This window comes from Vibrio sp. MM46, from assembly GCF_027587135.1.
Lineage (GTDB): Bacteria > Pseudomonadota > Gammaproteobacteria > Enterobacterales > Vibrionaceae > Vibrio > Vibrio harveyi.
On record NZ_JAPPTO010000003.1, the window covers coordinates 132,199 to 157,519 of the forward strand.

Genomic DNA, 25,321 nt, shown 5'->3' on the forward strand with positions numbered 1-25,321 from the left:
TTTTTTAGCTCGTAGAGTTCTTTGTAAACCAAATAAAAAAACCGCCGTTAACTAAGTGTATAGCTAACGGCGGCTTATAATCTAGTACGCGATGTAAAGCGAGTTAGATTCGATTAGTGCTCACGTGTCGCACGGAAATCGATATCAGGGAAACGCTCTTGCGCTAGGTTTAGATTAACCATGGTCGGTGCAATGTAAGTTAGGTTATCGCCACCGTCCAATGCTAGGTTCGTTTGGTTCTTACGCTGGAACTCATCCAGTTTCTTCGCATCGCCACACTCAACCCAACGAGCAGTTGCCACGTTCACGCCTTCATAGATCGCTTCAACGTTGTATTCTGACTTCAAACGAGCTACAACCACGTCAAACTGAAGTACACCAACCGCACCTACGATAAGGTCGTTGTTTTGCAATGGACGGAATACCTGTACCGCACCTTCTTCAGACAGCTGAACCAGACCTTTTAGTAGCTGCTTCTGCTTCAATGGATCTTTTAGACGAATACGACGGAACAATTCCGGAGCAAAGTTTGGAATACCAGAGAACTTCAGCGCTTCACCTTGAGTGAAAGTGTCACCAATTTGGATAGTGCCGTGGTTGTGTAGACCAATGATGTCACCCGCGTAAGCGTGCTCTGCACGAGAACGGTCACCCGCCATAAAGGTTACCGCATCTGAAATACTCACTTGCTTGCCAAGACGAACGTGGTTCATCTTCATGCCTTGCGTGTAAGTGCCCGATACGATACGCATGAAGGCAATACGGTCACGGTGTTTTGGATCCATGTTTGCTTGGATCTTAAATACGAAACCAGAGAACTTGTCTTCTGTTGCTTCAACATCACGCTCAACTGCTTGACGCGTTTTCGGTGCAGGAGCCCACTCCGTCAGACCATCTAGCATGTGGTCAACACCAAAGTTACCCAGTGCCGTACCAAAGTAAACTGGCGTTAGTTCACCCGTTAGGAATAACTCTAAGTCAAACTCAGGGCATGCGCCCATGACAAGTTCAAGCTCTTCACGAACGCTTTCTGCTAGGCTTTCACCTACTTTTTCGTCTAGCTCTGGGTTGTCTAGACCTTTGATGATGCGAACTTCTTGGATCTCATGACCATGACCTGATTCGTACAGAATCGTTTCGTCACGGTGAATGTGGTAAACACCTTTAAACTCTTTACCACAGCCGATTGGCCATGTGATTGGCGCACACATCATGCCCAATTCGTTTTCTACTTCATCCAATACTTCCATTGGATCACGAACGTCGCGGTCAAGTTTGTTCATGAAGGTTACGATTGGCGTGTCACGTAGACGTGTAACTTCCATTAGTTTACGAGTACGGTCCTCAACACCTTTCGCTGCATCGATAACCATCAGACATGAGTCAACTGCCGTTAGAGTACGGTAAGTATCTTCCGAGAAGTCTTCGTGTCCAGGAGTATCAAGTAGGTTTACCAGACAATCGTTGTAAGGGAACTGCATTACAGAAGTAGTAACCGAGATACCACGTTCCTTTTCCATTTCCATCCAGTCTGATTTTGCGTGCTGTGCGTTACCACGACCTTTAACCGTACCTGCTTTTTGGATCGCGTTTCCGAATAACAGTACTTTTTCAGTAATGGTGGTTTTACCCGCATCCGGGTGAGAAATAATAGCGAACGTTCTACGCTTAGAAACTTCGCCTAGAAAAGGTGTATTTGACATGAAACTGGTCTTCTTTGATGTCTGATGACTTGCTCGAAATTCAAACAAGCTTTATTCGATTCAATATTGCGCGGTATTCTCGCTTATTATTGCTTTAGGGGCAACTTTCCTCGTGAGTTTGTCCTCGCGAGTTTATAGATAACTACGTTGCTGAGCTTCGTCCTGCCAGTCCAGCAATTCGACTTCAGCAGCAATGGTAGAAGCCACTACAATTTGGTCCCGCCCATTTTGCTTTGCATCGTACAAAGCAATGTCAGCACGCTTTAGCCAAAGATCTGGTGTGTCATCATCGAGCAAGCACTCAGAAATGCCCACACTCAAAGACACTTTTGCATGGCGAGGATAATGTTTGGCGCGCACCTTATCGCTGATGCTACTCATCATAAATTGCGCGGTTTGATCGGAAAGTCCTTCAAACAAGATCAAGAACTCATCTCCCCCCAATCGAAACAGCAAATCGTACTCTCTTGAATAGTCATTGAGCGTTGTAACGATCTGACTGATCACCTCATCCCCAACATCATGACCGTACAAATCATTTACCTGTTTAAAATGGTCAATATCAATGACTGCTATTGAAGAGGTGGTACCGCTTCTTTTTTCATCTAAGGCTCGTAGAAGAAAAGCTTCTAACTGCCCTCGATTAAGAGCACCTGTCATCGAGTCTCTAGTAGAAAGAAACTTCAACCTATCCTGCAACTCAACAATTTTATGCACTGCCACATGCGCAACTATGGCGCAGCAAATTACCGCAACAACAAAACGTAAAGTGATGCTCCATTCAAGTTGATACCAAGCCGAGAATGTACAGCCAGCTATGATCCACCCATTGGTAACCAACGCATCTTTACTCGGGATGATAAATACCAAAGCCACAATGACCGGAAATACCCAATACGTCGCGATGATGCCAAAGATATGCACACTTAAAACCACTGATAACCAAAGCAAAAACAGTGGAATACGATATCCAATTTTACTTTCACCAAGGATAAACAATGCAGCAAACTCAATAATGAAACTCAGTTGGAAAGCCAGTAAAACACACCCAAGGAATGTCTCCCCAATCAGGAGATTTTTAATACCAAGTGGCACAAATGTCGCCAAGGTCACCAACATTAAGACTGTTAGAACAGTTCCCCTACTCTGCTCATCAAACAACTGAGCAACAGGAGTATCGAATTTTTGCGGATACGGCATCGTAAATTCTTCCTCCCGACAAGATCTTGTTTCATATAATTTATAAACTTATAACCTACATGGTAATAAAGCGAACAAAAATAAGCTTGGCAAATCGGTCAAAAGGATGAAGTAAAATGCCAGAAAGTAAAAAGCCTCGGGAATTCCGAGGCTTATTAATGTGACGATGAACTTAAGGTGTGTGCAATTTATTTGCTATCCACAGACCTTACTCATTAAAAAACAGGTAGCTCATGATGATGGCATCTTCTTTCCCATTACCCGTTTTAGCTGGGTAATAGTTATAACGACGATCCACTTCATTAAAACCCGCTTGCTCATAAATATGGATTGCCGGGTGGTTGCTTTCACGTACCTCCAACCAAGCGCTTTCTGCTTTGGCTTGCTCGCAGTATTCGATAAACGCATCTAGTAATTTTTGCCCAAGCCCTTTGCCTTGATGAGATGGCGCAACAGCAATATTCAATAACGTCACTTCCCCAACAATATTCTGCCCATAGAAGTAACCCACCACCTGAGTACCTTCCAGCATCACATGATGACAAGCACCGCGACTGGATAAATCACGAACCAAAGATTCTGCCCAAGGGTGAGAATGCGCTTGCTGTTCGATTTGCCAAACTTGGTCAAGGTGCTCCGCACCCATCGGCATAATTTCAATTGTCACGCGTTAGCTCCGTTAAGAGTACGAACAGATTTGTTGCCACAATGCACGGCGTTGTTCGTTGTTGCCATCAATATCTTGTAATAGCGGTGAAGTCAGTTGCTTGGCATTGATGCTGGCATCTGCCTCACAGCCTGCGAACCACACCCACTCTAGTTGATGCTCCCCCAGCATGGATAAGCGTTCAGGCTCTAGGTGCAGCGCGTCGTCAAGCGTGAGCTTAATGCTTTTTAAAACACGCTCAAACATCAAAGCTGTCTCGTTTTCTGGACACATTGGCGATACCAATAGGAGTTTACAAGAACTTTGCAAATCCAATAATGGCGATTGATAGCCTTCCAGCCTTTCTGGGTGACTCAGCTCCCAAGTGCTGATCCCCATTTCATGTAAATATTGTTTCTCGTTAATTGACATCTTTTGTCACCTATTTGAACGAGGCAATCCTATCAAAATTTCGCATTTAAAGTCAGAGGTGTTATGAAGCTTTTCCAATCAATCGCTATTACGTTACTTATCGCCACCACCAGCTTTACCGCATTCGCTAAGGATAGCAACGATGGTTGGGAGCTGATCGCAGAGAAAACCGTGAACTTCCAAACAGAAACCGACACAGTAGAGCCAAACGGTCTGTTTCAAAACCGTAAATTCAGCAAGATCAAAATTAAGTGCACTCAAGGCACCATGAGTATTAAGAACATGAAAGTGACCATGACCGATGGCAGCGAGAAAAAACTCAAAACCATGGTTGGCACTCTGACCAAAGGCATGTCGACGCGCGCTTGGACACTGCCGGGTTCTGAAGATGCGAAATTCAAACGTTTAGAGATGGAATACAAAAGCTGGGGTAACATGACATTGAATGCTGCTGGCATGAGTAAAAAGGCAAAAATCGAAGTTTGGGGTAAAAAACGCGTCCAAGAACAGGATTAATCCACCTTTCCTCTTTTGCCAGTCAAAAAATCGGCTCAAAAACAAAGCCCGCTTTTTTCAGCGGGCTTTGTCATTCAATATTGGCGATTATAGCTCAGAAAACTCTGGCGAATAATCGATGCGACCAGAGCGTCCGTCACACTGACCTTCGACCAATTCTGCTACACGGAACGCACCTTGCGGTACTTCCCACGCACAGTCGAAGCCCATCTCTTCGCTGGCTGTAAAGCCTTGGCGCGCATAGTAATCCGGCTCACCCAATACCACACACACTGGGTAACCAAAATCACGCAGTGAATCAAAGCCTTCTTTGATTAACTCAGCGGCAATGCCTTGGCGGCGGTAATCTTCATGTACAGCCAAAGGCGCAAGACCTTGCCATGACAAATCTTCACCATTCAACGTCACAGGGCTAAACAACGCGTGACCAACCACTTCACCTTCATCGGTACATGCCACCAAAGACAGAGTGAGCTTACCGTTTTCACGTAAACGCATCACTAGGTTGGCTTCCGCATCCGTTGGGAAAGCGTGTTTTAATAAGCGGTCAATGGTGAGAATGTCCGCAGGGGCTTCAGTTCGAATAAGCATTCGCTACTCCGGTTTCTTGTGCAGGCGCTTGAACCCCTTTCTGAACAAAGTCAGCCAATTGGTTCAGTGCTACTTGCATCGCTTTTGGTAACTGCTCTAAGTCGACACTGTCCATCAGGTTTTTCACTTCTAAGCCAAGCTCAGTGTCGCCCTCGATAGAAAGACGACGTTGGAAGAACAGCGTATCAGGGTCTTCTTTGCGACCAGCAATAAGTACTAGGTCGTTAAGGTTACCACTAAAGCTTACATCTTCCTGAACCGGTTTCTCTGCTACCACTAATTTTTCATCTTGGTAGCTGATGTACCATGCTAAGTTCAAGTCTTTAATCGCAACTTTTAACCACTTGTCTTCAAGGAACTCAAAATCGCCATCTTCTAGGGCTTCTTTGAACACCATTTTCAAACCTTCCAATAAGGCTTTTTTCTGAACAGTTTGTGGCAATAACTGGACTGGAGATCGCAAAATTGATGCTGCGTTCTTTACTAGTTGACTGCGAATCTTGTTTAACACGCTAATTATCCGTTACTTTGTCATAAGGTTGTCTATCTTACGCAATAGAGTAATACCAGTACCTGTTATGTATCAATAAATCTGTTTGTTTTAGAAATAGGCAGTTTTACTCACCCAAGCGTCGTTTTTTTGACCTTACGTGTATTATTGACGCGAAGACGTGGATAAACGCTTTAATAACGGTATGTTCAAAGTTATAGTTATCAAAATAGCGTTTTTATTACACGGACGAATAATCAGGCTCATTGGAGATCGGTAACACCTTAATGCCTTCCCAGCAATTACAACATTGGTTTGCAACGCTTACCTCAAATAGCCCATTCTTTTTTGCCATTCTTGATAAGAAACACAATTATCGAATGGTAAGTGATCGCTATTGTGACATTGCAGGCTTAGGACACGACGACATCGTTGGTCTGAACGACAGCCAAGTACTGGGAGAGCAGTTCTATAAGAAGCTCGCGCCCTACTACCAACGCGCGTTCAAAGGCGATCATGTTGAAGCGGAAATCACGCTTGACGAAACGGACCTTGAAACCAGCCTCCACTTTAGCCTTTCTCCAGTTCATGAAGAAAATGAAATCCGCTTCGTGGTCTTCCACGCCATCGATACGTCTGAGAAACAAATTCTGGTTCGTTCTTTAGAAGAGTCAGAAAGTAAGTTCGCCAAATTAACCCAATTACTGCCTGACGGTTTGTTATTGGTAGAAGATGACATCATCATCTCTGCCAACCCAGCCTCCGCACGTTTACTCGGGTTGAACTCGCCTCATGAGCTACTTGGTGAAGAGCTGACTCGCTTGTTTATCGATGAAAACAGCAAAAAAGTCTTCACCCATCGCATCAGCACATTACTTTCTGAAAAACCTTTTGTGTGTCTGACCAGCGCCCGCTGTGGCTTCGAACGGAAAGTTCAGTTGCATGCTGATACCACGGCAATTCTTGGGAGTGAATCTCAAATCATTTTGATCCAAGATGCCGATGACGCACCCAAGCTGCTCTCTTCTAATTCCAATGAAGACGCACACATCGATTCACTGACCAAACTGTATAACCGCTTTGGCTTTACGAAACGATTAGAGCAACTTATTAAGAGCCAGACACCGTTGCTGGTTTTCTACCTCGACATCGATAACTTTAAGAACATTAACGACTCACTTGGTCACCACATCGGTGACAAAGTGATTCAAGAAGTCTCCGCCCGCTTAAAACGATCTTTACCTAATCAAGCCATCATTGGGCACTTGGGCGGCGATGAGTTTGGCATCATTCTGCCTGAGCCAGAAAACACTCGCATGGCGGAGATTCTCTCTGAGCGCATTATTTCTCTGATTAACCAACCTTTCGATCTCCATCACTTCAGTAAACGCCTTGCATGCTCTATCGGTAGTGTACGTTACCCAGAAGATGGGCAAGATGCACGCATTCTGCTGCAAAATGCTGACACTGCAATGTATGAAGCGAAAGATCGCGGTCGGAACCGTCTGATTAAATTCAACGATCAGATGAACAAAGAAGCGCGCATGCGTTTATGGCTAGAAATTGAACTGCAGAAAGCCTTGCAGCAAAACGGGTTGGAAGTCTGGTACCAGCCGAAGGTTAACGCGCGCGACTTCAGCATTAACGGCGCCGAAGCGCTTGTACGTTGGAAGCACCCAGTCGAAGGCTACATCAGCCCGGGCGCATTTATCCCTGTCGCCGAGCGTGCAGGCTTAATTGAACACCTTGGTCGCGTGGTCATGCGCGATGTGTTTAACACAGTAAAACGCTGGAAACTGCAAGGCATTCTACCGGGACGCGTGGCAATCAACCTCTCTCCAGAGCAGTTCGGTAATCCACAACTGATCGACTATATGGAGAAGTTACTGCGCACTACTGAACTTGACCCAAGCTGCATTACCTTTGAGCTCACCGAAAGTGCGGTAATGAGCGATAGCGAACACACTTTGCAAATGCTTAATGCGATCAAGAAGCTTGGTTTCGCGCTGTCTATCGATGATTTCGGTACTGGTTACTCTTCCCTTTCCTACTTAGCACGCTTCCCTATCGATGAATTAAAAATCGACCGTGCGTTTATCAACGACATCGATACACTACCGAAACAGGTGACGGTGATTGAGAACATCATCAATCTTGGTAAATCATTAGATTTGACCGTTGTTGCCGAAGGTGTCGAAACCCACCAGCAAGCAACACTGCTATCGAACCTACAATGTAACTCGATTCAGGGCTTCCATTTCTACCGTCCTCAACCTAAACACGAAGTGGAAGAGTTGTTTGCGCAAAACCGCCGTCATAAGAACTGATCTCAACAGCAACAAAATCTGAGATTTACCCCTTACTCTCAAGGGGTAAATCTCAACTTTATTGAGCTAAACCTAACTTAGGTCAATTTCGCTATTCATAATTCTTCATAAAATGCGGACACCTTTTTATTCTCTATGATTGTGAGCATATGGAACTCTTGTGTCCTGCGGGTAACCTGCCTGCGTTAAAAACTGCGATTGATTGCGGTGCAGATGCCGTATACATCGGCTTTAAAGACGATACCAACGCGCGTCACTTTGCTGGTCTGAACTTCAACGGCAAGAAGCTAGAAAAAGCGGTGCAATACGTTCATGACCGCAACAAAAAGATCCACGTTGCACTCAACACCTTTGCCCATCCAAATGGTTTCGAACGTTGGACAAACGCTGTCGACAATGCAGCAGCACTGGGTGTCGATGCACTGATCGTGGCTGACATTGCGGTACTTGAGTACGCTGCTCGCAAATACCCAGAGCTCGAGCTGCACCTTTCTGTGCAAGCTTCAGCAACCAACGTTGCAGCCGTTGATTTCTACAAACAAAACTTCAACGTAAAACGCGTAGTACTGCCTCGCGTACTGTCTATCCATCAGGTAAAACAGCTTTCTCGCAATATCACCAGTGATGTCGAGCTAGAAGTCTTTGCTTTTGGTAGCCTGTGCATCATGTCAGAAGGTCGTTGCTACCTATCGTCATACATGACAGGTGAATCACCAAACACCGTTGGTGCATGTTCTCCAGCAAAATACGTCCGCTGGCAAGAGACTGAGAATGGTCTGGAGTCTCGTCTTAACGACATTCTGATCGATCGCTACAGCGCAGGTGAAAACGCGGGCTACCCAACCTTATGTAAAGGTCGTTTTGAAGCTGAAATTGAAGGCGAGAAAAAACGTTATCACGCACTGGAAGAACCAACCAGTTTGAACACCCTGTCGATGCTGCCAGAGCTATTTGCCGCTAATGTCGCTTCAGTAAAAATTGAAGGTCGCCAACGGAGTCCTGCGTACGTAGAACAAGTAACGCGCACATGGCGTGCAGCGATTGATCGCTACCAAGCAAACCCAGAAGCTTACCAAGTAGAAGCGGCTTGGGATGCAGCGTTGGCAAACGTGTCTGAAGGCACGCAAACCACTCTTGGTGCTTACCACCGTAAATGGCAGTAGAGGTTAAAATGGATAACTCAATGAAATACGCGCTTGGTCCACTGTTGTACTTCTGGCCAAAGCAAGACGTTGAAGCGTTTTATGAACAAGCAAAATCAAGCTCTGCGGACATCATCTACCTTGGTGAAACCGTATGTTCGAAACGTCGTGAAATGAAGCCTGCACATTGGTTCGATATCGCGAAAGAACTCTCTGCATCTGGCAAACAAGTCGTGCTATCAACGATGGCACTATTAGAAGCGCCAAGTGAAGTGAACATCATGAAGAAGTACATCGACAATGGTGACTTCGCGATTGAAGCCAATGACGTGTCCGCGGTTCAACTGGCTTCTGAGCATAAAGTGCCTTTCGTCGTTGGCCCTGCAGTTAATACTTACAACGCTCACACGCTTAACTTGTTTCTAAAACAAGGCATGATCCGCTGGTGCATGCCAGTAGAACTATCACGCGAATGGCTCAGCAACACGCTGGTTCAATGTGATGAACTTGGTATTCGTAATAAGTTTGAAGTAGAAGTCTTCAGTCATGGTTATCTGCCTCTGGCTTACTCGGCGCGCTGCTTTACAGCTCGTGCAGAAAACAAAGCCAAAGATGACTGCGAAACCTGCTGTATTAAGTACCCAACGGGCATTAAAGTAAGCAGCCAAGAGGGTCAGGAAGTATTTAACCTAAACGGTATCCAAACTCAGTCTGGTTACTGCTACAACCTGATCAACGATCTACCAAGCATGGAAGGTCTGGTTGACGTGGTACGTTTGAGCCCACTTGGTCTTAGCACCTTCTCTGAACTGGATCAGTTCCGTTCCAATGAGAAAGGTACTAACCCAGGCAAGATCCAAGACCGCCAATGTAACGGTTATTGGCATCAGCTTGCGGGTCTGGAAGTGAAGAACATCTAACTCTTTCTCACGGGCTTCAAAGCAATAAAAAAGCGAGGTTATAACCTCGCTTTTTTATTTTTATTCGTCGTTAAGACGCTTGAATACTTGGCTCTACAGAGCTCTCGTTCATTAGCTTCTTTATATCGCGCCACAGCATTGTCATCACCACTAAGCTCAAAGCTATGTTAGACAATGGGAACGCAATCCAGATACCAGTAACACCGAATAGCTTTGGCATAATGAATAAGAACGGCAATTGAATCACCATATTACCAATGGTCACGAACATCGCTTTGCTGCCTTTGTTCACCGATTGGTAGTACGCTGCGGCAACCACCAAGAAGCCATCTAAGAACAGCGCAAACATATGGAGACGAATCCCCACTACCGTCGCATCAATAAGATGTTGGTCGGCGTTGTTAAACACGGACACAAACTCGTATGGGAAAATGTTCATCAGAATAACAAACGCAACCCCACCTAGCACCGAAGTCCCCATTGCAACCTTCAACAGCTTACGAATATTGTCTTGATTACGCGCACCATGGTTGTAGCTCACTAGAGGTTGCATACCATTGGCAATGCCTTCCGCAATCAAATAGTAAACCGTCACTATGTAGCCCAAGATAGCGTAAGCGCCAATAAGCAATGCACTGCCGTATTGGGCAAATAGCGCATTGTGAAGTGCCACCATCATTGAGCCATAGGCATACATAAAGAAGCTCGATGTGCCGATCATGACAATCTTAGGGATGACATCAAACTGCATTTTCAGATCGCCAGTCGACAGGCGCATCTTCGCTCTTGCAGTAAAGAAGTAACCAACACCAAGAATCGTCACCACCATCTGCGCTAACGCAGTTGCGATTGCCGCTCCTTTAAGCTCCCAGCCAAGCCAAGCAATAAAGATATAATCGAGCACGATATTGATGACGGCACCAATCACCATCAAGATGGTGGCTAAATTCGGGCTATCGTCATTGCGCAATAAGAACGGCACCGCAATTGACCCAAGCGAGAACACACACGCGACGCTTAAGATGTGCAGATACTGCAAACCAAGTTCATAAACACGACCTTCCGCGCCTTGCCAGCGAATAAAATCATCGGCGAAGAAGAACAATGTTGTTGCTACAACTGGCATCAAAGCGACTAAAAGCAATAAACCAGTAGAAAGGATGCGTTTCGCGCCCTCACGGTCTTTTTCACCCTGCTTGATAGAGGCTAGAGCGCCCGTACCCACGCCCACCATCATACCAATACCGAGTATCGAGCCAATGATCGGCCACGCAACGTTGATCCCCGCTAATCCATCAGCACCTACATAACGACCAATAAAGATACCATCAACGACTTGGTATAAACCGTTGACCAGCATGGCTGCGACGGTCGGAATTGTGTATTTCCAAAACTGTTTATAAATAGAGTTTTGCATGACTACCACCAATAGTTAGCAAGGCTAACTAAATAGATAAAAGAATAAAAAATAGGTTTAGTTTCCGAGCGCTTTATCTAATAGCGCTTTCAATTGCTGTGCTTCTTTCGCATCCAACTTACACATAAGCTGCTGTGAAATGTCTTTATATACCACCTGTTCCAATGACATTTCTTCGATCACTTCTTCTGTTAGCAGCACGCGCTTAGAACGAGCATCTTCATTACAAGCAATACGCTTCACCAAGCCCTTTCTCTCCAAACGAACCACCATGTTTGAAGCCGAAGGCTTGGTAACTTGAAGCTCTTCCGCCAAGTCAGTAATGCGTATACCTTCTGAATGAAGCTGGATCACTCGCAAGTAATCAAACTCATTAAAGCTCAGGTGCGAAAGCGGATCTTCTTTGGCATACACTCGCCACGCCTTTGCACAAAAGCGTTCTAAATCGATCAGGCTCTTTTCTAATGCCATTACGTTTCGCCCATTTAGTTAGCAAGGCTAACTATTTTAGAGAAGCTCACCAAATTCTTCAAGCACAAAAAAGCCGCTCTAGTTGAGCGGCTAATGGCTATTTTTCTTCTTGCTTCTGTTGCTCAGCTTTGAGCTTAGCAAGTTGTTCTTGCTGCAACTGATCGTAGATTTGCGCCAGTTCCAAGAAGGAGTAACGGTGCTCTACGTATTCATAAACGTTGAAAGAGATTGCTAGCTTGTACAGTGAAATCGCATCAGCAATATCACCTTCTAGTTGGTAACGCTTACCAAGGTAGAAGTAAGTTTCTGTTAGACGCTCAGCAAGACGGTAGTTTTCACGCGTACCATCCATGATGGCTTTTAACGCTGCGTCATCAGACACATCACGCAACATGATGGCAACTAGAACCCAGCCCCACTCTTCACTGCGATCGCGTTGGTAACGCTTTTCTAGGTTCGCTTTCGCTTGCTCTGGATTTTGTTCTGCTTCGATAATGTACAACCATAACGCGCGGAATGGGTCGCTCGGCATTTCTTGGTAATGCTTGGTCATGTCTTCTAAAGCCAGATCGATACGACCACCATAGTAAAGCGCAATCGCGCGGTTACGCTCTGCGTATGAATTCTCTGGTGCAAGCTCTAATGTCGAATCAAATGCTTCGTAAGCCGCATCAAACTCACCAACTTGAGTGAAATACACCCCTAGTAGGTTAAAGATATCTGGTTGAGCAGGGTTAAGTTGCAAAGACTGATTAAAATCCAAACGGGCAAGATCACGCAAACCAACGCTGTCGTAGTAGTTACCGCGCTCGTAATGCATCTTAGCGCGAACTTCGTCACTCAAATCTGGACGTTGTAATAACTGAGAAAGACGAGCAATCTGGACTTCTTGTTGCACGCTTGGTTGTAGCGGTACCGCCATCGGAGGATAGATCCACTTTTGTGCCGATTGTTGAGAGGTGTTAGCACAACCGGTCAGCGCGATAGCGACACATAAACTTGCGGTTTGAAACCATTTCACTAATTGGTACTCCTGTTTGGACCGCTCTGGGTCTGTTTCTCTTTATGCACTATAGGATATTTAACTTCGCTTGAAGCTAAACTTGACGAAACAGGCCAAAAAAAAGGGGAGCGAAAATGCTCCCCTTTTATAGCATGCTTTCAGGCTCTTAAGCTAATAAAAGACCAAAAGTCGAATCTTAGATTACTCGCCTTTAGCTTCAGATGCGTCAGACGCTTCTTCTGCTGGCTTCTCTACTGCTTCTTTCATGCTTAGACGTACGCGACCTTGACGGTCGATTTCAAGAACTTTAACTTGAACTTCTTGACCTTCAGTTAGGTAGTCAGACACTTTCTCAACGCGTTTTTCAGCGATTTGAGAGATGTGTACTAGACCATCTTTACCAGGAAGAACCGTTACGAATGCACCAAAGTCAGCTAGACGTGCAACTTTACCAGTGTAGATACGGCCTACTTCAACTTCAGCAGTGATCTCTTCGATGCGGCGGATAGCTTCTTTCGCTGCTGCACCTTCAGTTGCAGCAATCTTGATCGTACCGTCGTCTTCGATTTCGATAGTAGTACCAGTCTCTTCAGTTAGAGCACGGATAACTGCACCACCTTTACCGATAACGTCTTTGATCTTCTCTGCGCTGATCTTCATTGTGTGAATGCGAGGAGCGAATTCAGAGATGTCTTCACGAGCACCAGAGATAGCTTCATCCATTACAGATAGGATGTGCTTACGTGCGCCTTGAGCTTGGTTAAGCGCAATTTGCATGATCTCTTTAGTGATACCTTCGATCTTGATGTCCATTTGAAGTGCAGTGATACCAGTGTTAGTACCCGCTACTTTAAAGTCCATGTCACCTAGGTGGTCTTCGTCACCAAGGATGTCTGAAAGAACAACGAAGTCGTCGCCTTCTTTAACAAGACCCATTGCGATACCCGCAACAGAAGACTTGATTGGCACACCTGCATCCATAAGAGCAAGAGAAGTACCACATACAGAAGCCATTGATGATGAACCGTTAGATTCAGTGATTTCCGATACAACACGTACTGTGTATGGGAACTCATCAACAGAAGGCATTACTGCTGCGATACCGCGTTTAGCCAGTTTACCGTGACCGATTTCACGACGCTTAGGAGAGCCTACAAAACCAGTTTCGCCTACACAGTACGGAGGGAAGTTGTAGTGTAGTAGGAAGTGATCTTTACGCTCACCCGTTAGTTCGTCGATAATTTGAGCATCACGCTGCGTGCCTAGAGTCGCAGTTACTAGCGCCTGAGTTTCACCACGAGTAAATAGTGAAGAACCGTGTGTACGTGGAAGAACACCAGTACGTACGTCTAGCGCACGAACCATGTCTTTTTCACGACCATCAATACGTGGGTTACCAGCGATGATGCTACGACGTACAACTGTCTTCTCTAGATCGTGGAAGATAGTGTGGATTTCTTTTGTGTTTGCTTCTGGATCTTCAGCAAGAAGAACTTCGTTAACTTCACCAGCAATCTCGTGGATGCGGTCGTAACGAGCCATTTTCTCAGTGATTTGGTAAGCTTCAACCAGTTTAGCTTCAGCAAGTTCAGCAATCTTAGTTACAAGCGCTGTGTTTTCTTCTGGTGCAACCCAATCCCAAGCAGGAGTAGCGACTTCAGCTTTGAATTCGTTGATTGCTTTGATTACCGCTTGTTGTTGATCGTGACCGAATACAACAGCAGATAGCATTTCTTCTTCAGTTAGGTTGTCAGCTTCTGATTCAACCATTAGTACTGCAGATTCAGTACCCGCAACAACTAGGTCTAGCTTAGATGCTTCTAGCTCAGTGTTGCTTGGGTTAAGTACTAGCTGACCGTCGATGTGACCAACACGTGCAGCACCGATAGGACCGTTGAACGGGATACCAGAGATAGCTAGCGCAGCAGACGTACCAATCATCGTTGGGATGTCTGGTTGAACGTCTGGGTTCACAGATACTACTGTCGCGATAACTTGAACTTCGTTTTTGAATGCATCTGGGAATAGAGGACGGATTGGACGGTCGATTAGACGAGCCGTTAGCGTTTCGCCTTCAGAAGGACGACCTTCACGCTTGAAGAAACCACCAGGGATTTTACCTGCTGCGTAAGTACGCTCTTGGTAGTTAACTGTTAGAGGGAAGAAGTCTTGACCTTCAACCGCTTCTTTTTTACCAACTACAGAAACGAATACTGCTGTATCGTCCATAGTAACCATTACTGCAGCCGTAGCTTGACGTGCGATAACGCCAGTTTCTAGAGTAACTGTGTGGTTACCGTACTGGAACGTTTTAACAACTGGTTTTTCGAACATTGTTATTCCTTGTTTCCAAGCGCATCGATTGATTTGCTTAGAGAGTATTGATTGATACCCAAGGCATTACGAATCGCGACTAGTAAAAACAAACTAACTTAGTATTCAGTTCACTTTTAATAGTCGCGACCTTTTGGTCGACGAGGTTGACTGTAATGCAATGAGCTTAGTGAAAATCTCTAAACGAGATTAAGCCGCGTGTAGTATAACGGCATAAGTCTGATTTGGCTAAGCTATAGCAGTCAAAATAAGTAACAGGCAACAAAAAAGGGGCATAAAGCCCCTTTTAGACAAACTGCTATGCAGTCGCTTATTAGCGACGTAGGCCTAGACGCTTGATTAGGTCTTGGTAGCGAGCTAGATCTTTACCTTTTAGGTAATCTAGAAGCTTACGACGACGAGAAACCATACGTAGAAGACCACGACGGCTGTGGTGATCGCCTTTGTGTGCTTTGAAGTGACCTTGTAGGTGGTTGATAGAAGCTGTAAGTAGAGCTACTTGAACTTCTGGTGAACCAGTGTCGCCTTCGCCTTGTGCGTATTCTGCAACGATTGCTGCTTTAGTTTCTGCATTCAGAGACATAATTCTCTCCTAATAAGAGTAGGTTAATATTTGTGCCAGCCAATCTCTGATTCAGCCGACACGAGGAGCGCGAATTATAAGGAAGTTTCCTCACTCGCGCAATATAAAAATACCGGCAATGATGCCGGTATTTTTTAAGCTTTGCGAAGTTACTCTTCGTCGCGGAAAACCACTAAACGTTTTGGTGCTACTTTTCCATCGTCGTTGACTTCTGCTACACCGATAAACAGCTTCTCTTCACCAGAAGTCATACGAATTGGCGTACCCTCTGGCGCACCAAACACCTGCACGGGCATACCGTGTTGTACTAGGTTAGTCAGCTCTGCGTTTAGGTTTACCTCGGGTAAATCTTCAACGGCAGTGTCCATTGGCAGTAGCAGGGGATCAAGCAACTCTTTTGGTGCCACTTCATCACGATGCGCTTGCTCAAGCAGCTCATTAAGTTGCTCTAGCGTCACCATTTTTTCGTACGGGTATTTAGCAACACCAGTACGACGAAGCATAGTCACGTGTGCGCCACAACCAAGCATCTCACCTAGGTCATCAACAATTGTACGGATGTAAGTACCTTTTGAGCAGTGCACTTCCATCTCAACTTCATCACCTTCAAAACGGTGAAGTACGATTTCATATACCGTGATCTTGCGAGATTCACGTGGTACTTCAATGCCTTTGCGAGCGTACTCGTACAACGGCTTGCCTTGGTATTTCAATGCTGAGAACATTGAAGGTACTTGATCTGATTCACCACGGAACGTATCAATGCACGCTTCTAGCTTCTCCAGATTCACATCAATAGGACGTGTCTCTACCACTTCGCCATCAGAGTCAGACGTATCAGTGCGCTCACCCAGTTTTGCGATTACACGGTAGCGCTTGTCTGAATCCAACAAGAACTGAGAAAACTTGGTTGCTTCGCCTAAGCAGATTGGCAACATGCCCGTCGCTAATGGGTCCAATGCACCCGTATGACCCGCTTTCTCAGCAAAGTAGATACGCTTTACTTTTTGCAGTGCATCATTTGAAGAAATACCTGTTGGTTTATCCAACAAGATAACGCCATTAATTGGACGACCTTTACGACGACGAGCCATTACTCTTCCCCTGCCTGATCTTCTTCACGACCAGAATCTTGTTGTTTGCGTTTATCTTCGCTCACAACTTCAGAAACTAGGTTCGACATGCGCATACCTTCTACTAGCGTGTTATCGTAGTAGAAACGGATTTCAGGCGTTAGACGTAGGCGAATACGCTTACCTAGCATCATTCGGATGTGCACTTCGTGCTCACGTAGCGCTGCTAGGCATGATTCTGGCGTCTGCTCACCCACGCATAGGAAAGTAACGAATACTTTTGCGTAAGCAAGATCTCGTGATACTTCTACATCTGAAATCGTAACCATGCCTAGGCGAGAGTCACGAACTTCGCGTTGAAGGATCATCGCTAGTTCTTTTTGCAGCTGCTGTGATACGCGCTGCGTGCGGCTAAATTCTTTTGACATATTCATTCTCTTAGATAGAAAGAATGGGGGGATGGTCAAGCCAGCCCCCCATGGTGTATTCAACAACCAATTACTATTTGTCTTTCAGACAGTTAGTAATTTTAGTCAATTAGTCTAGAGTACGTTTTACTTCAACGATTTCGAATACTTCGATCTGGTCGCCCACGCGAACGTCGTTGTAGTTCTTAACGCCGATACCACACTCGTAGCCATTCTTAACTTCTTGAACGTCATCTTTAAAGCGACGAAGTGATTCTAGCTCACCTTCGTAGATAACAACGTTGTCGCGTAGAACGCGGATTGGGTTGTTACGCTTAATTAGACCTTCAGTAACCATACAACCAGCGATTGCGCCCAGTTTCGGTGACTTAAATACGTCACGTACTTCAGCAAGACCAATGATTTCTTGCTTGAATTCTGGAGCAAGCATACCGCCCATTGCTTGTTTAACTTCGTCAATCAATTGGTAAATGATTGAGTAGTAACGTAGATCAACGCTTGCTGCTTCAATCGCACGACGAGCAGATGCGTCAGCACGTACGTTAAAGCCAAGGATGATTGCGTTAGAAGCTTCTGCAAGAACTGCATCAGTTTCTGTAATACCACCAACACCAGAACCAACGATGTTTACTTTCACTTCGTCAGTAGACAGTTTCAGTAGTGAGTCAGCAATCGCTTCCACAGAACCTTGTACGTCTGCTTTAAGAACTACGTTTAGCTCAGCAACTTCACCAGCAGTCATGTTAGAGAACATGTTCTCTAGTTTAGATTTCTGCTGACGAGCAAGTTTCACTTCACGGAACTTACCAGCACGGTAGTTCGCTACTTCACGTGCTTTACGCTCGTCACGTACTACTGTTGCTTCGTCACCTGAAGATGGTACGCCTGAAAGACCTAGGATCTCTACAGGGATAGATGGACCAGCTTCTGTGATTTCTTTACCTAGTTCGTCACGCATTGCACGAACACGGCCGTATTCTTGACCACAAAGAACGATGTCGCCTTTGTTTAGCGTACCTGATTGAACAAGTACTGTTGCTACTGGACCACGACCTTTATCTAGACGAGATTCAACAACAACACCAGACGCCATGCCTTCTGCTACAGCTGTAAGCTCTAGAACTTCAGACTGAAGAAGGATTGCTTCTAGAAGACCGTCGATATTTGTACCCTGTTTAGCAGAGATGTGAACGAACATGTTCTCACCACCCCATTCCTCAGGGATTACGTCGTATTGAGCTAGCTCATTCTTAACGTTGTCTGGGTTCGCGTCTTCTTTATCGATCTTGTTCACAGCAACAATCAGAGGAACGCCTGCCGCTTTCGCGTGCTGGATCGCTTCAACTGTTTGTGGCATCACACCATCGTCTGCTGCTACTACAAGAACAACGATGTCTGTCGCTTGAGCACCACGAGCACGCATAGCGGTAAACGCCGCGTGTCCAGGAGTATCAAGGAACGTGATCATGCCGTTATCAGTTTCAACGTGGTAAGCACCGATGTGCTGCGTGATACCGCCCGCTTCGCCTGAAGCAACGTGAGTACGACGGATGTAGTCAAGTGTTGACGTTTTACCGTGGTCAACGTGACCCATGATTGTTACAACTGGAGCACGAGGCACTGCTTCTGCGTTTGTATCACGATCAGATAGTACTGCTTCTTCCAGTTCGTTCTCTTTACGAAGAACTACCTTGTGACCCATTTCTTCAGCAACAAGTTGTGCTGTTTCTTGGTCGATCACTTGGTTGATAGTCGCCATAGCGCCCATCTTCATCATTACTTTGATAACTTCTGTCGCTTTAACCGACATCTTGTTAGCAAGTTCAGAAAGAACGATTGTCTCACCAATTACTACATCTTGTTTCGCTACAGTCGCAGACTTGTCGAAACCGTGTTGCATAGAAGTTGGTTTAGCAAGTTTGCCTTTGTTACGGCCTTTGCCACCACGTTGGTTACGACCACCGCGTGATTGTTCTTCTTTGCCAGCTGGTTTCTTCTTCTTACGACGTGCACCGCCTTCTTGTTGACGGTCAGCTGCATCTTCAGCTTCACGTGCGTAACGAGAAGTAGTTACGTGGTAGTCAGAGTTCTCTAGCTCTTTCTTCTTAGTCTCTTCTTCAGACCAACGAGCTTCGTTCTCTTCTGCAAGCTTACGAGCTTCTTCAACGAGTTTTGCAGCTTCTTGCTCTGCTTTACGTTGAGCTTCTTGTTCCTGACGTGCTTTTAGCTCATCAGCTTCTTTCTTAGCTTGCGCATTAGCATCCGCATTTTTTGCATTCATTTCTTTCTTAGCCTTATCAGCTTGTGCGCGTTTTGCCTTTTCTTCAGCTTCACGTTTTGCATCCGCTTCACGTTTCGCTTTCTCATCGGCTTCGCGCTGTGCTTTCTCTGCAGCTTCACGTTTGGCTTGTTCTTCAGCCTCACGCTTCGCAAGCTCTTCAGCTTCACGTTTTGCTGCTTCCTCAGCCTCACGTTTTGCGTCGTCTTCGATAGTGCTGCGCTTCACATATGTGCGCTTCTTACGCACTTCTACTTGAACATCCTTACTTTTGCCGCCACCTGCTGCAACACTTAGCGTGCTACGAGTCTTACGTTGAAGCGTCAGTCTAGTAGGTTCAGATTCGCCCGACTTATCGCCGTGCTCTTTCTTCAGGTGAGAGAGAAGCTTCTGCTTCTCCTCATCCGATACATGGTCAGAACTCGCTTTGTTCATGCCAGCGTCAGCAAGTTGTTCCATTAAGCGGTCGACTGGAGTACCAATCTCTTCACTCAGAGCTTTAACTGTTAATTGTGTCATGCCGCTTCCTCCTTGCTGATATTATGCTTCTTCGCCGAACCAACAGATGTTACGTGCAGCCATGATAAGCTCGCCTGCACGCTCTTCTGTCAGACCTTCAATACCTTCTAAATCGTCGATACCTTGGTCAGCTAGGTCTTCTAGTGTTGCCACGCCTTTAGCTGCCAGTTTAAACGCCATTTCGCGCTCTAGACCTTCAAGACCTAGCAGATCTTCAGCAGGCTCTAGACCTTCGAATGACTCTTCTTGTGCTAGAGCGATTGTCGTTAGTGCGTCTTTCGCACGGCTACGAAGCTCTTCTACAAGCTCTTCGTTCAGACCATCAACTTCTAGTAGTTCGTTAACAGGAACGTACGCAACTTCTTCTAGTGTTGAGAAACCTTCTTCAACAAGCAATTGAGCGAAGTCTTCTTCAATGTCTAGGTACTTCATGAAGTTTTCGATAGACGCTTGAGACTCTTCAGCGTGTTTCTTCTGAAGATCTGCCACAGTCATTACGTTCAGTTCCCAACCAGTTAGTTGAGACGCTAGACGTACGTTCTGACCGTTACGACCGATAGCTTGCGCTAGGTTGTCCGCTTCAACAGCGATGTCCATTGAGTGAGCATCTTCATCAACGATGATAGAAGCAACGTCAGCAGGAGCCATTGCGTTGATAACGAATTGAGCTGGGTTATCGTCCCAAAGAACGATATCAATACGCTCACCACCAAGTTCGCCAGATACTGCTTGAACACGAGCACCACGCATACCAACACACGCACCTACAGGGTCGATACGTTTGTCGTTTGTTTTAACAGCGATCTTAGCGCGAGAACCTGGATCACGTGCAGCGCCTTTCAGTTCGATGATTTCTTCAGCGATTTCTGGTACTTCTACGCGGAATAGCTCAGCCAACATTTCTGGCTTAGAGCGAGTGATGAACAGTTGGAAACCACGCGCTTCAGGAGCAACTTTGTACAGAAGACCACGAACACGGTCACCTGGACGGAAGTTTTCACGAGGAAGTTGGTCATCACGTAGGATTACCGCTTCAGCGTTGTTACCTAGATCAAGTACAACTGTATCGCGGTTCACTTTTTTAACAACACCAGTGATCAGATCACCTTCGTTGTCGATGAACTGTTCTACGATTTGTGCACGCTCTGCTTCACGTACTTTTTGTACGATAACTTGCTTAGCAGTTTGAGTCGTAATACGGTCGAATGTAACTGACGGGATATCGTCTTCTACGAAATCACCTAGTTGAATGTCTGCATCTTCGTATTGTGCAGCTTCTAGAGAGATTTCTTTTGTTGGGTTTTCAACGTCTTCTACAACCAACCAACGGCGGAATGTTTCAAACTCACCTGTTTTACGGTCGATAGCTACACGTACATCGATTTCGATTTCGTATTTTTTCTTTGTAGAAGTCGCTAGAGCAATCTCAAGAGCTTCAAAGATACGCTCACGAGGTACCGCTTTTTCGTTCGATACCGCTTCTGCTACCGCTAAAATTTCTTTACTCATTGTATTTAGCCTCTAAGCTTCAAATTTTTTAGGGAACTAAAATTTAGGGATCAGGTTAGCTTTTGAAATGTTACTTAGAGCAAACTCTTCTTGTTGCCCTTCACAAGTAACTGCGATTGTCTCACCATCTACGCTGTGGATAATACCTTTCCACTTACGACGGTTTGCAACAGCCATTTTCAATACGATGCTGACCTCGTGACCAATAAATTGCTCGTAATGTGCTGCTTTGAAAAGTGGTCTTTCTAAGCCTGGAGAAGAAACTTCTAGGCTGTAAGCAACAGAAATTGGATCTTCAACGTCTAGTACTGCGCTAACCTGATGGCTTACTTCTGCACAAGCATCTACGTTGATACCATTTTCATGGTCGATGTAGATGCGTAACGTTGAGTGCGCACCCGCACGAATAAATTCTAATCCAACCAACTCGTAGCCTGATGCCTCTACTGGAGCTTCAAGCATTTCAGTAAGTTGTCTTTCTAAACCAGTCATTTGAACCACTCCAGAAACAAAAAAAGGGCTCAGAGCCCAATCAAAAAACCAAGCAGTATCTGAGTTCATTTACAAAAACTCAGATAACAAAAAACCCCGAAAGTCGGGGTTTTATGCTGCTGGACCCTGATACGTTAAGAATAGCCAAGAAATGCTTTTCTTAACTCACAGTGTGGTTAGCACTGTGCAAACTTGCCAATCGAATCATCCTTTCCAACTGAAAGAAGAGATTGGTTGCGGGGGCCGGATTTGAACCGACGACCTTCGGGTTATGAGCCCGACGAGCTACCAAGCTGCTCCACCCCGCGTCCGACTTGATGAGCATTATACGCTCACACAAGTGATTTACAAGTTTGTAAATTCATGGTGCCGAGAGAGGGACTCGAACCCTCACACCTAAGGCACTAGCACCTCATGCTAGCGTGTCTACCAATTTCACCATCTCGGCTACATAAACCTTTACAGCTTATTGTGGAATCTCATCACCTGCTGGTGCTGGAACTTCACTTGCTGCATCTTTAACTTGTTCTACAACTGGTTGACCTAGTGTTGGGTCTACCCATTGTGACTCAGTCTTGTGCGTAGACATACGACCAAGTAGCAAGCTAACGATAAAAAATACGGTTGCTAAAATAGCAGTTGTTCGGGTTAAGAAATTACCTGAGCCGCTTGCACCAAACACTGTGTTTGAAGCACCTGCACCGAACGAGGCTCCCATATCTGCGCCTTTACCTTGTTGAATCAACACAAGGCCAATCACACCAAGCGCCGCCAACAGGTAAATCACAAGTAGAACTGAAAACATTTTTTTCCACCTATGTTCCAAATTGTTGAGCCAGCGCCGTTCAAAAACAATCGTGTTTATTCATGAACAAGGCTAGCGACCTCCTAACGGGAGGCGGAGCAATACTAGCGAAAGCCAGTAACGCTGACAAGGGAAAATTAGTAAAAAGTCACCACTAACGCATTAAGCGCTCAAAAAAAGGGCAAAAGATGCCCTTTTCTCTCGCAAAACAGGTTAAAGCAATGATTAACAACTTGCTTTTACAGCTTCTGCAATCTTAAGCGCAGAGCTTTGTACAAGTTCAGCATCTTCACCTTCTACCATGACTCGGATTAGAGGCTCAGTACCAGATTTACGTAGCAATACGCGACCTTTGTCACCAAGCTCAGCTTCCACTTCCGCTACTGAGTCTAGTACAACCTGCGCTTCAAGTGGGTTACTTTGACCTGCAAAACGCACGTTTTCTAGTACCTGAGGATAAAGCGTCATGCCTTGTGACAAGTCGTGTAGTGTCATATCACTGCCAACTACAGAAGCAAGAACTTGCAGTGCAGCAACAATTGCATCACCCGTAGTGACTTTGTCTAGTAAGATAACGTGACCTGAGTTTTCAGCGCCAATCTTCCAGCCTTTAGCAAGTAGTTGCTCCATCACGTAACGGTCACCAACTGCGGCACGAACAAATGGGATACCCAGTTGTTTTAGACCATTTTCCATACCTAGGTTGGTCATTAGCGTACCAACAACACCGCCTTTTAGTTCGCCACGACGCAGAGCATCACGAGCGATAATGTAGGCAATTTGGTCGCCGTCAATCTTGTTGCCCAAATGGTCAACCATCATGATGCGGTCGCCATCACCATCGAATGCAAGACCAAGGTGAGCTTGCTCTTCCACAACACGCTTTTGTAGGGCACGAACGTCTGTCGCACCGACTTCTGCATTGATGTTAGTGCCGTTTGGCTCAACACCCATAGCAATCACTTCTGCACCTAACTCTTTGAATACGTTAGGAGCGATGTGGTAAGTAGCACCATGTGCACAGTCAACAACGATCTTAAGGTTTGCTAGGCTAAGTTCTGACGGGAAGGTGCTCTTACAAAATTCAATATAACGACCCGCGGCGTCATTAAGGCGAGTTGCTTTACCAAGTTCAGCAGACTCTACACATTCGATATCTTTATCTAGCTCAGCTTCAATAGCCAGTTCGATGTCATCAGGAAGTTTAGTCCCCTCAGATGAGAAGAACTTAATGCCGTTATCGTAGTATGGGTTATGTGACGCTGAAATAACGATACCAGCTTCCGCTCGGAAAGTTTGTGTTAGGTATGCAACTGCTGGCGTTGGCATCGGACCAGTAAAGGTAGCCTTTAGACCTGCAGCAGCAAGACCAGCTTCAAGTGCAGACTCAAGCATGTAACCTGAAATACGGGTATCTTTACCGATGATAACTTTCTTAGTGCCTTGTTTTGCTAGTACACGACCAGCCGCCCAGCCAAGCTTTAGTACAAAGTCCGGAGTAATTGGGTATTGTCCTACTTTCCCGCGTACACCGTCAGTACCAAAATAACGTCTTTTATCAGACATAAAATTTCCTTAATTCTTTTAGATATTATTGTTCGTCATCTCAACAACTTTCATTGCCTCAATGGTTTCTTCAAAGTCATGTACTCGAATGATCTGCGCACCTTTCATCGCAGCAATTGTCGCGCAGACAACGCTAGCATTTGCGCATTCTGCTGCTGGTTTTTCCAACAATTTAAAGATCATTGATTTACGTGACATACCGGCCAAAATTGGCAGACCGAATTCATGAAACTTATCGAGGTGTGCCAGCATATGATAATTGTGTTCAATGGTTTTGCCAAAGCCAAAACCTGGATCAAGAATAAGTTGAGACTTATCGATGCCCACGGACTCACAGGCAGCAATGCGTTCTTGAAGAAATGCAGAGACATCATCCATCAGATCATCGTATTGAGGATTAGTCTGCATAGTGCGCGGTTGACCTTTCATATGCATCAAGCAAATAGGAAGGTTTGCTTTCGCGGCAACTTCTAACGCCCCCGGCTCTTGGAGAGCACGCACATCGTTAATCAAGTCTGCCCCAGCTTCAATAGCTTGACGCATGACTTCCGCTTTACTGGTATCAATAGAAATCCACACATCATGTTTTGCGCGAATCGCTTTGATTACAGGGACCACACGCTGCAACTCATCTTCTAATGCAACATCTGGAGCCCCTGGACGCGTAGACTCCCCGCCAACATCAATAATGCTAACGCCAGCAGCAATCATTTTTTCGACTTGAGCAAGTGCACGCTCTAACGAGTTGAATTTACCACCATCAGAAAACGAGTCTGGAGTGACATTGAGGATCGCCATAACATGCGGGTGGGAAAGGTCGAGAGATTTGTTGTTTGCTTTAATAATCATAGCTTTAATAATCACAACAGAAACAAA

The 25,321-nt window shown here is 45.5% G+C and carries 23 protein-coding genes and 2 tRNA genes; 4 read left to right on the forward strand and 21 right to left on the reverse strand.

The window, feature by feature from the left end:
* Window positions 1-113: 113 nt before the first annotated feature.
* From prfC to OH459_RS04460, 4 genes are all read right to left on the reverse strand, one after another.
* Window positions 114-1,703, reverse strand: coding sequence for a peptide chain release factor 3 (gene prfC, locus OH459_RS04445; protein ID WP_005449129.1), 1,590 nt, complete (start codon window positions 1,701-1,703; stop codon window positions 114-116).
* Window positions 1,704-1,835: 132 nt separating this feature from the next.
* The gene (locus OH459_RS04450; RefSeq protein ID WP_009698716.1) at window positions 1,836-2,903 is read right to left on the reverse strand and encodes a GGDEF domain-containing protein; all 1,068 of its coding nucleotides are present in this window, start codon (window positions 2,901-2,903) and stop codon (window positions 1,836-1,838) included.
* 208 nt (window positions 2,904-3,111) lie between these two features.
* On the reverse strand, window positions 3,112-3,570 hold the full coding sequence (rimI, locus tag OH459_RS04455) for a ribosomal protein S18-alanine N-acetyltransferase (RefSeq protein ID WP_269985988.1): 459 nt from the start codon (window positions 3,568-3,570) through the stop codon (window positions 3,112-3,114).
* Window positions 3,571-3,582: 12 nt separating this feature from the next.
* A complete protein-coding gene (locus OH459_RS04460) occupies window positions 3,583-3,981 on the reverse strand; it encodes a DNA polymerase III subunit psi (RefSeq protein WP_005431900.1) in 399 nt (132 codons plus the stop codon).
* 63 nt (window positions 3,982-4,044) lie between these two features.
* Between OH459_RS04460 and OH459_RS04465 the strand changes: the two genes are divergently transcribed.
* The gene (locus OH459_RS04465; protein WP_005449133.1) at window positions 4,045-4,497 is read left to right on the forward strand and encodes a hypothetical protein; all 453 of its coding nucleotides are present in this window, start codon (window positions 4,045-4,047) and stop codon (window positions 4,495-4,497) included.
* A gap of 87 nt (window positions 4,498-4,584) precedes the next feature.
* On the opposite strand, the gene OH459_RS04470 is transcribed toward OH459_RS04465, so the two are convergent.
* Complete coding sequence (locus tag OH459_RS04470; protein ID WP_038898002.1) at window positions 4,585-5,088, reverse strand: GNAT family N-acetyltransferase; 504 nt, start codon at window positions 5,086-5,088, stop codon at window positions 4,585-4,587.
* Window positions 5,072-5,599, reverse strand: a complete 528-nt coding sequence (gene ubiT, locus OH459_RS04475) for a ubiquinone anaerobic biosynthesis accessory factor UbiT (protein ID WP_005431915.1) — start codon at window positions 5,597-5,599, stop codon at window positions 5,072-5,074. The genes OH459_RS04470 and ubiT overlap by 17 nt, the downstream gene beginning before the upstream one ends.
* Window positions 5,600-5,865: 266 nt before the next feature.
* On the opposite strand from ubiT, the gene OH459_RS04480 reads away from it, so the two are divergent.
* From OH459_RS04480 to OH459_RS04490, 3 genes are all read left to right on the forward strand, one after another.
* On the forward strand, window positions 5,866-7,905 hold the full coding sequence (locus tag OH459_RS04480) for a sensor domain-containing protein (protein ID WP_005449136.1): 2,040 nt from the start codon (window positions 5,866-5,868) through the stop codon (window positions 7,903-7,905).
* Between the two features lie 149 nt (window positions 7,906-8,054).
* Complete coding sequence (gene ubiU / locus OH459_RS04485) at window positions 8,055-9,068, forward strand: ubiquinone anaerobic biosynthesis protein UbiU (RefSeq protein ID WP_005431919.1); 1,014 nt, start codon at window positions 8,055-8,057, stop codon at window positions 9,066-9,068.
* 20 nt (window positions 9,069-9,088) lie between these two features.
* Complete coding sequence (locus tag OH459_RS04490) at window positions 9,089-9,967, forward strand: U32 family peptidase (protein ID WP_005449138.1); 879 nt, start codon at window positions 9,089-9,091, stop codon at window positions 9,965-9,967.
* Window positions 9,968-10,037: 70 nt separating this feature from the next.
* On the opposite strand, the gene vmrA is transcribed toward OH459_RS04490, so the two are convergent.
* From vmrA to folP, 15 genes are all read right to left on the reverse strand, one after another.
* Window positions 10,038-11,384 (reverse strand): sodium-coupled multidrug efflux MATE transporter VmrA, encoded by a 1,347-nt coding sequence (gene vmrA, locus OH459_RS04495; protein WP_009698720.1) that lies wholly within the window; start codon window positions 11,382-11,384, stop codon window positions 10,038-10,040.
* 57 nt (window positions 11,385-11,441) lie between these two features.
* On the reverse strand, window positions 11,442-11,855 hold the full coding sequence (locus OH459_RS04500; protein WP_050907048.1) for a MarR family winged helix-turn-helix transcriptional regulator: 414 nt from the start codon (window positions 11,853-11,855) through the stop codon (window positions 11,442-11,444).
* Between the two features lie 97 nt (window positions 11,856-11,952).
* Entirely contained in the window at window positions 11,953-12,876 is a 924-nt protein-coding gene (gene nlpI, locus OH459_RS04505; protein ID WP_005449143.1) for a lipoprotein NlpI, read from the reverse strand.
* A gap of 183 nt (window positions 12,877-13,059) precedes the next feature.
* Window positions 13,060-15,192: a polyribonucleotide nucleotidyltransferase gene (gene pnp / locus OH459_RS04510; protein ID WP_005449145.1), complete on the reverse strand. Its 2,133-nt coding sequence runs from the start codon at window positions 15,190-15,192 to the stop codon at window positions 13,060-13,062.
* Window positions 15,193-15,505: 313 nt separating this feature from the next.
* Window positions 15,506-15,775, reverse strand: coding sequence for a 30S ribosomal protein S15 (gene rpsO / locus OH459_RS04515; protein ID WP_005449146.1), 270 nt, complete (start codon window positions 15,773-15,775; stop codon window positions 15,506-15,508).
* A 149-nt stretch (window positions 15,776-15,924) separates the two neighbouring features.
* A complete protein-coding gene (gene truB / locus OH459_RS04520; RefSeq protein ID WP_038898000.1) occupies window positions 15,925-16,869 on the reverse strand; it encodes a tRNA pseudouridine(55) synthase TruB in 945 nt (314 codons plus the stop codon).
* Window positions 16,869-17,276, reverse strand: coding sequence for a 30S ribosome-binding factor RbfA (gene rbfA / locus OH459_RS04525; RefSeq protein WP_005449148.1), 408 nt, complete (start codon window positions 17,274-17,276; stop codon window positions 16,869-16,871). Before rbfA ends, truB begins: the two co-directional genes overlap by 1 nt.
* Before the next feature lie 109 nt (window positions 17,277-17,385).
* Window positions 17,386-20,073: a translation initiation factor IF-2 gene (gene infB / locus OH459_RS04530; RefSeq protein WP_005449149.1), complete on the reverse strand. Its 2,688-nt coding sequence runs from the start codon at window positions 20,071-20,073 to the stop codon at window positions 17,386-17,388.
* 21 nt (window positions 20,074-20,094) lie between these two features.
* Window positions 20,095-21,582: a transcription termination factor NusA gene (gene nusA / locus OH459_RS04535; protein ID WP_005449151.1), complete on the reverse strand. Its 1,488-nt coding sequence runs from the start codon at window positions 21,580-21,582 to the stop codon at window positions 20,095-20,097.
* 36 nt (window positions 21,583-21,618) lie between these two features.
* On the reverse strand, window positions 21,619-22,074 hold the full coding sequence (rimP, locus tag OH459_RS04540) for a ribosome maturation factor RimP (protein WP_005449153.1): 456 nt from the start codon (window positions 22,072-22,074) through the stop codon (window positions 21,619-21,621).
* Between the two features lie 231 nt (window positions 22,075-22,305).
* Window positions 22,306-22,382: transfer RNA gene (locus tag OH459_RS04545), tRNA-Met, on the reverse strand.
* A gap of 56 nt (window positions 22,383-22,438) precedes the next feature.
* Window positions 22,439-22,522: transfer RNA gene (locus tag OH459_RS04550), tRNA-Leu, on the reverse strand.
* Window positions 22,523-22,540: 18 nt separating this feature from the next.
* Window positions 22,541-22,879, reverse strand: a complete 339-nt coding sequence (gene secG / locus OH459_RS04555) for a preprotein translocase subunit SecG (protein WP_005449155.1) — start codon at window positions 22,877-22,879, stop codon at window positions 22,541-22,543.
* A gap of 225 nt (window positions 22,880-23,104) precedes the next feature.
* The gene (gene glmM, locus OH459_RS04560) at window positions 23,105-24,445 is read right to left on the reverse strand and encodes a phosphoglucosamine mutase (RefSeq protein WP_005449157.1); all 1,341 of its coding nucleotides are present in this window, start codon (window positions 24,443-24,445) and stop codon (window positions 23,105-23,107) included.
* 18 nt (window positions 24,446-24,463) lie between these two features.
* On the reverse strand, window positions 24,464-25,294 hold the full coding sequence (gene folP, locus OH459_RS04565; protein ID WP_029790371.1) for a dihydropteroate synthase: 831 nt from the start codon (window positions 25,292-25,294) through the stop codon (window positions 24,464-24,466).
* Between the last annotated feature and the right edge of the window lie 27 nt (window positions 25,295-25,321).

What these genes read in the sequence shown, in the direction of transcription:
- OH459_RS04470 (WP_038898002.1), bottom strand. Translation starts at nt 5,088, where the DNA reads ATGCTTATTCGAACTGAAGCCCCTGCGGACATTCTCACCATTGACCGC.
- nusA (WP_005449151.1), bottom strand. Translation starts at nt 21,582, where the DNA reads ATGAGTAAAGAAATTTTAGCGGTAGCAGAAGCGGTATCGAACGAAAAA.
- rimP (WP_005449153.1), bottom strand. Translation starts at nt 22,074, where the DNA reads ATGACTGGTTTAGAAAGACAACTTACTGAAATGCTTGAAGCTCCAGTA.
- rbfA (WP_005449148.1), bottom strand. Translation starts at nt 17,276, where the DNA reads ATGTCAAAAGAATTTAGCCGCACGCAGCGCGTATCACAGCAGCTGCAA.
- secG (WP_005449155.1), bottom strand. Translation starts at nt 22,879, where the DNA reads ATGTTTTCAGTTCTACTTGTGATTTACCTGTTGGCGGCGCTTGGTGTG.
- prfC (WP_005449129.1), bottom strand. Translation starts at nt 1,703, where the DNA reads ATGTCAAATACACCTTTTCTAGGCGAAGTTTCTAAGCGTAGAACGTTC.
- vmrA (WP_009698720.1), bottom strand. Translation starts at nt 11,384, where the DNA reads ATGCAAAACTCTATTTATAAACAGTTTTGGAAATACACAATTCCGACC.
- folP (WP_029790371.1), bottom strand. Translation starts at nt 25,294, where the DNA reads ATGATTATTAAAGCAAACAACAAATCTCTCGACCTTTCCCACCCGCAT.
- OH459_RS04480 (WP_005449136.1), top strand. Translation starts at nt 5,866, where the DNA reads ATGCCTTCCCAGCAATTACAACATTGGTTTGCAACGCTTACCTCAAAT.
- OH459_RS04500 (WP_050907048.1), bottom strand. Translation starts at nt 11,855, where the DNA reads ATGGCATTAGAAAAGAGCCTGATCGATTTAGAACGCTTTTGTGCAAAG.
- glmM (WP_005449157.1), bottom strand. Translation starts at nt 24,445, where the DNA reads ATGTCTGATAAAAGACGTTATTTTGGTACTGACGGTGTACGCGGGAAA.
- rpsO (WP_005449146.1), bottom strand. Translation starts at nt 15,775, where the DNA reads ATGTCTCTGAATGCAGAAACTAAAGCAGCAATCGTTGCAGAATACGCA.
- OH459_RS04465 (WP_005449133.1), top strand. Translation starts at nt 4,045, where the DNA reads ATGAAGCTTTTCCAATCAATCGCTATTACGTTACTTATCGCCACCACC.
- OH459_RS04450 (WP_009698716.1), bottom strand. Translation starts at nt 2,903, where the DNA reads ATGCCGTATCCGCAAAAATTCGATACTCCTGTTGCTCAGTTGTTTGAT.
- truB (WP_038898000.1), bottom strand. Translation starts at nt 16,869, where the DNA reads ATGGCTCGTCGTCGTAAAGGTCGTCCAATTAATGGCGTTATCTTGTTG.
- pnp (WP_005449145.1), bottom strand. Translation starts at nt 15,192, where the DNA reads ATGTTCGAAAAACCAGTTGTTAAAACGTTCCAGTACGGTAACCACACA.
- OH459_RS04490 (WP_005449138.1), top strand. Translation starts at nt 9,089, where the DNA reads ATGAAATACGCGCTTGGTCCACTGTTGTACTTCTGGCCAAAGCAAGAC.
- infB (WP_005449149.1), bottom strand. Translation starts at nt 20,073, where the DNA reads ATGACACAATTAACAGTTAAAGCTCTGAGTGAAGAGATTGGTACTCCA.
- OH459_RS04460 (WP_005431900.1), bottom strand. Translation starts at nt 3,981, where the DNA reads ATGTCAATTAACGAGAAACAATATTTACATGAAATGGGGATCAGCACT.
- ubiU (WP_005431919.1), top strand. Translation starts at nt 8,055, where the DNA reads ATGGAACTCTTGTGTCCTGCGGGTAACCTGCCTGCGTTAAAAACTGCG.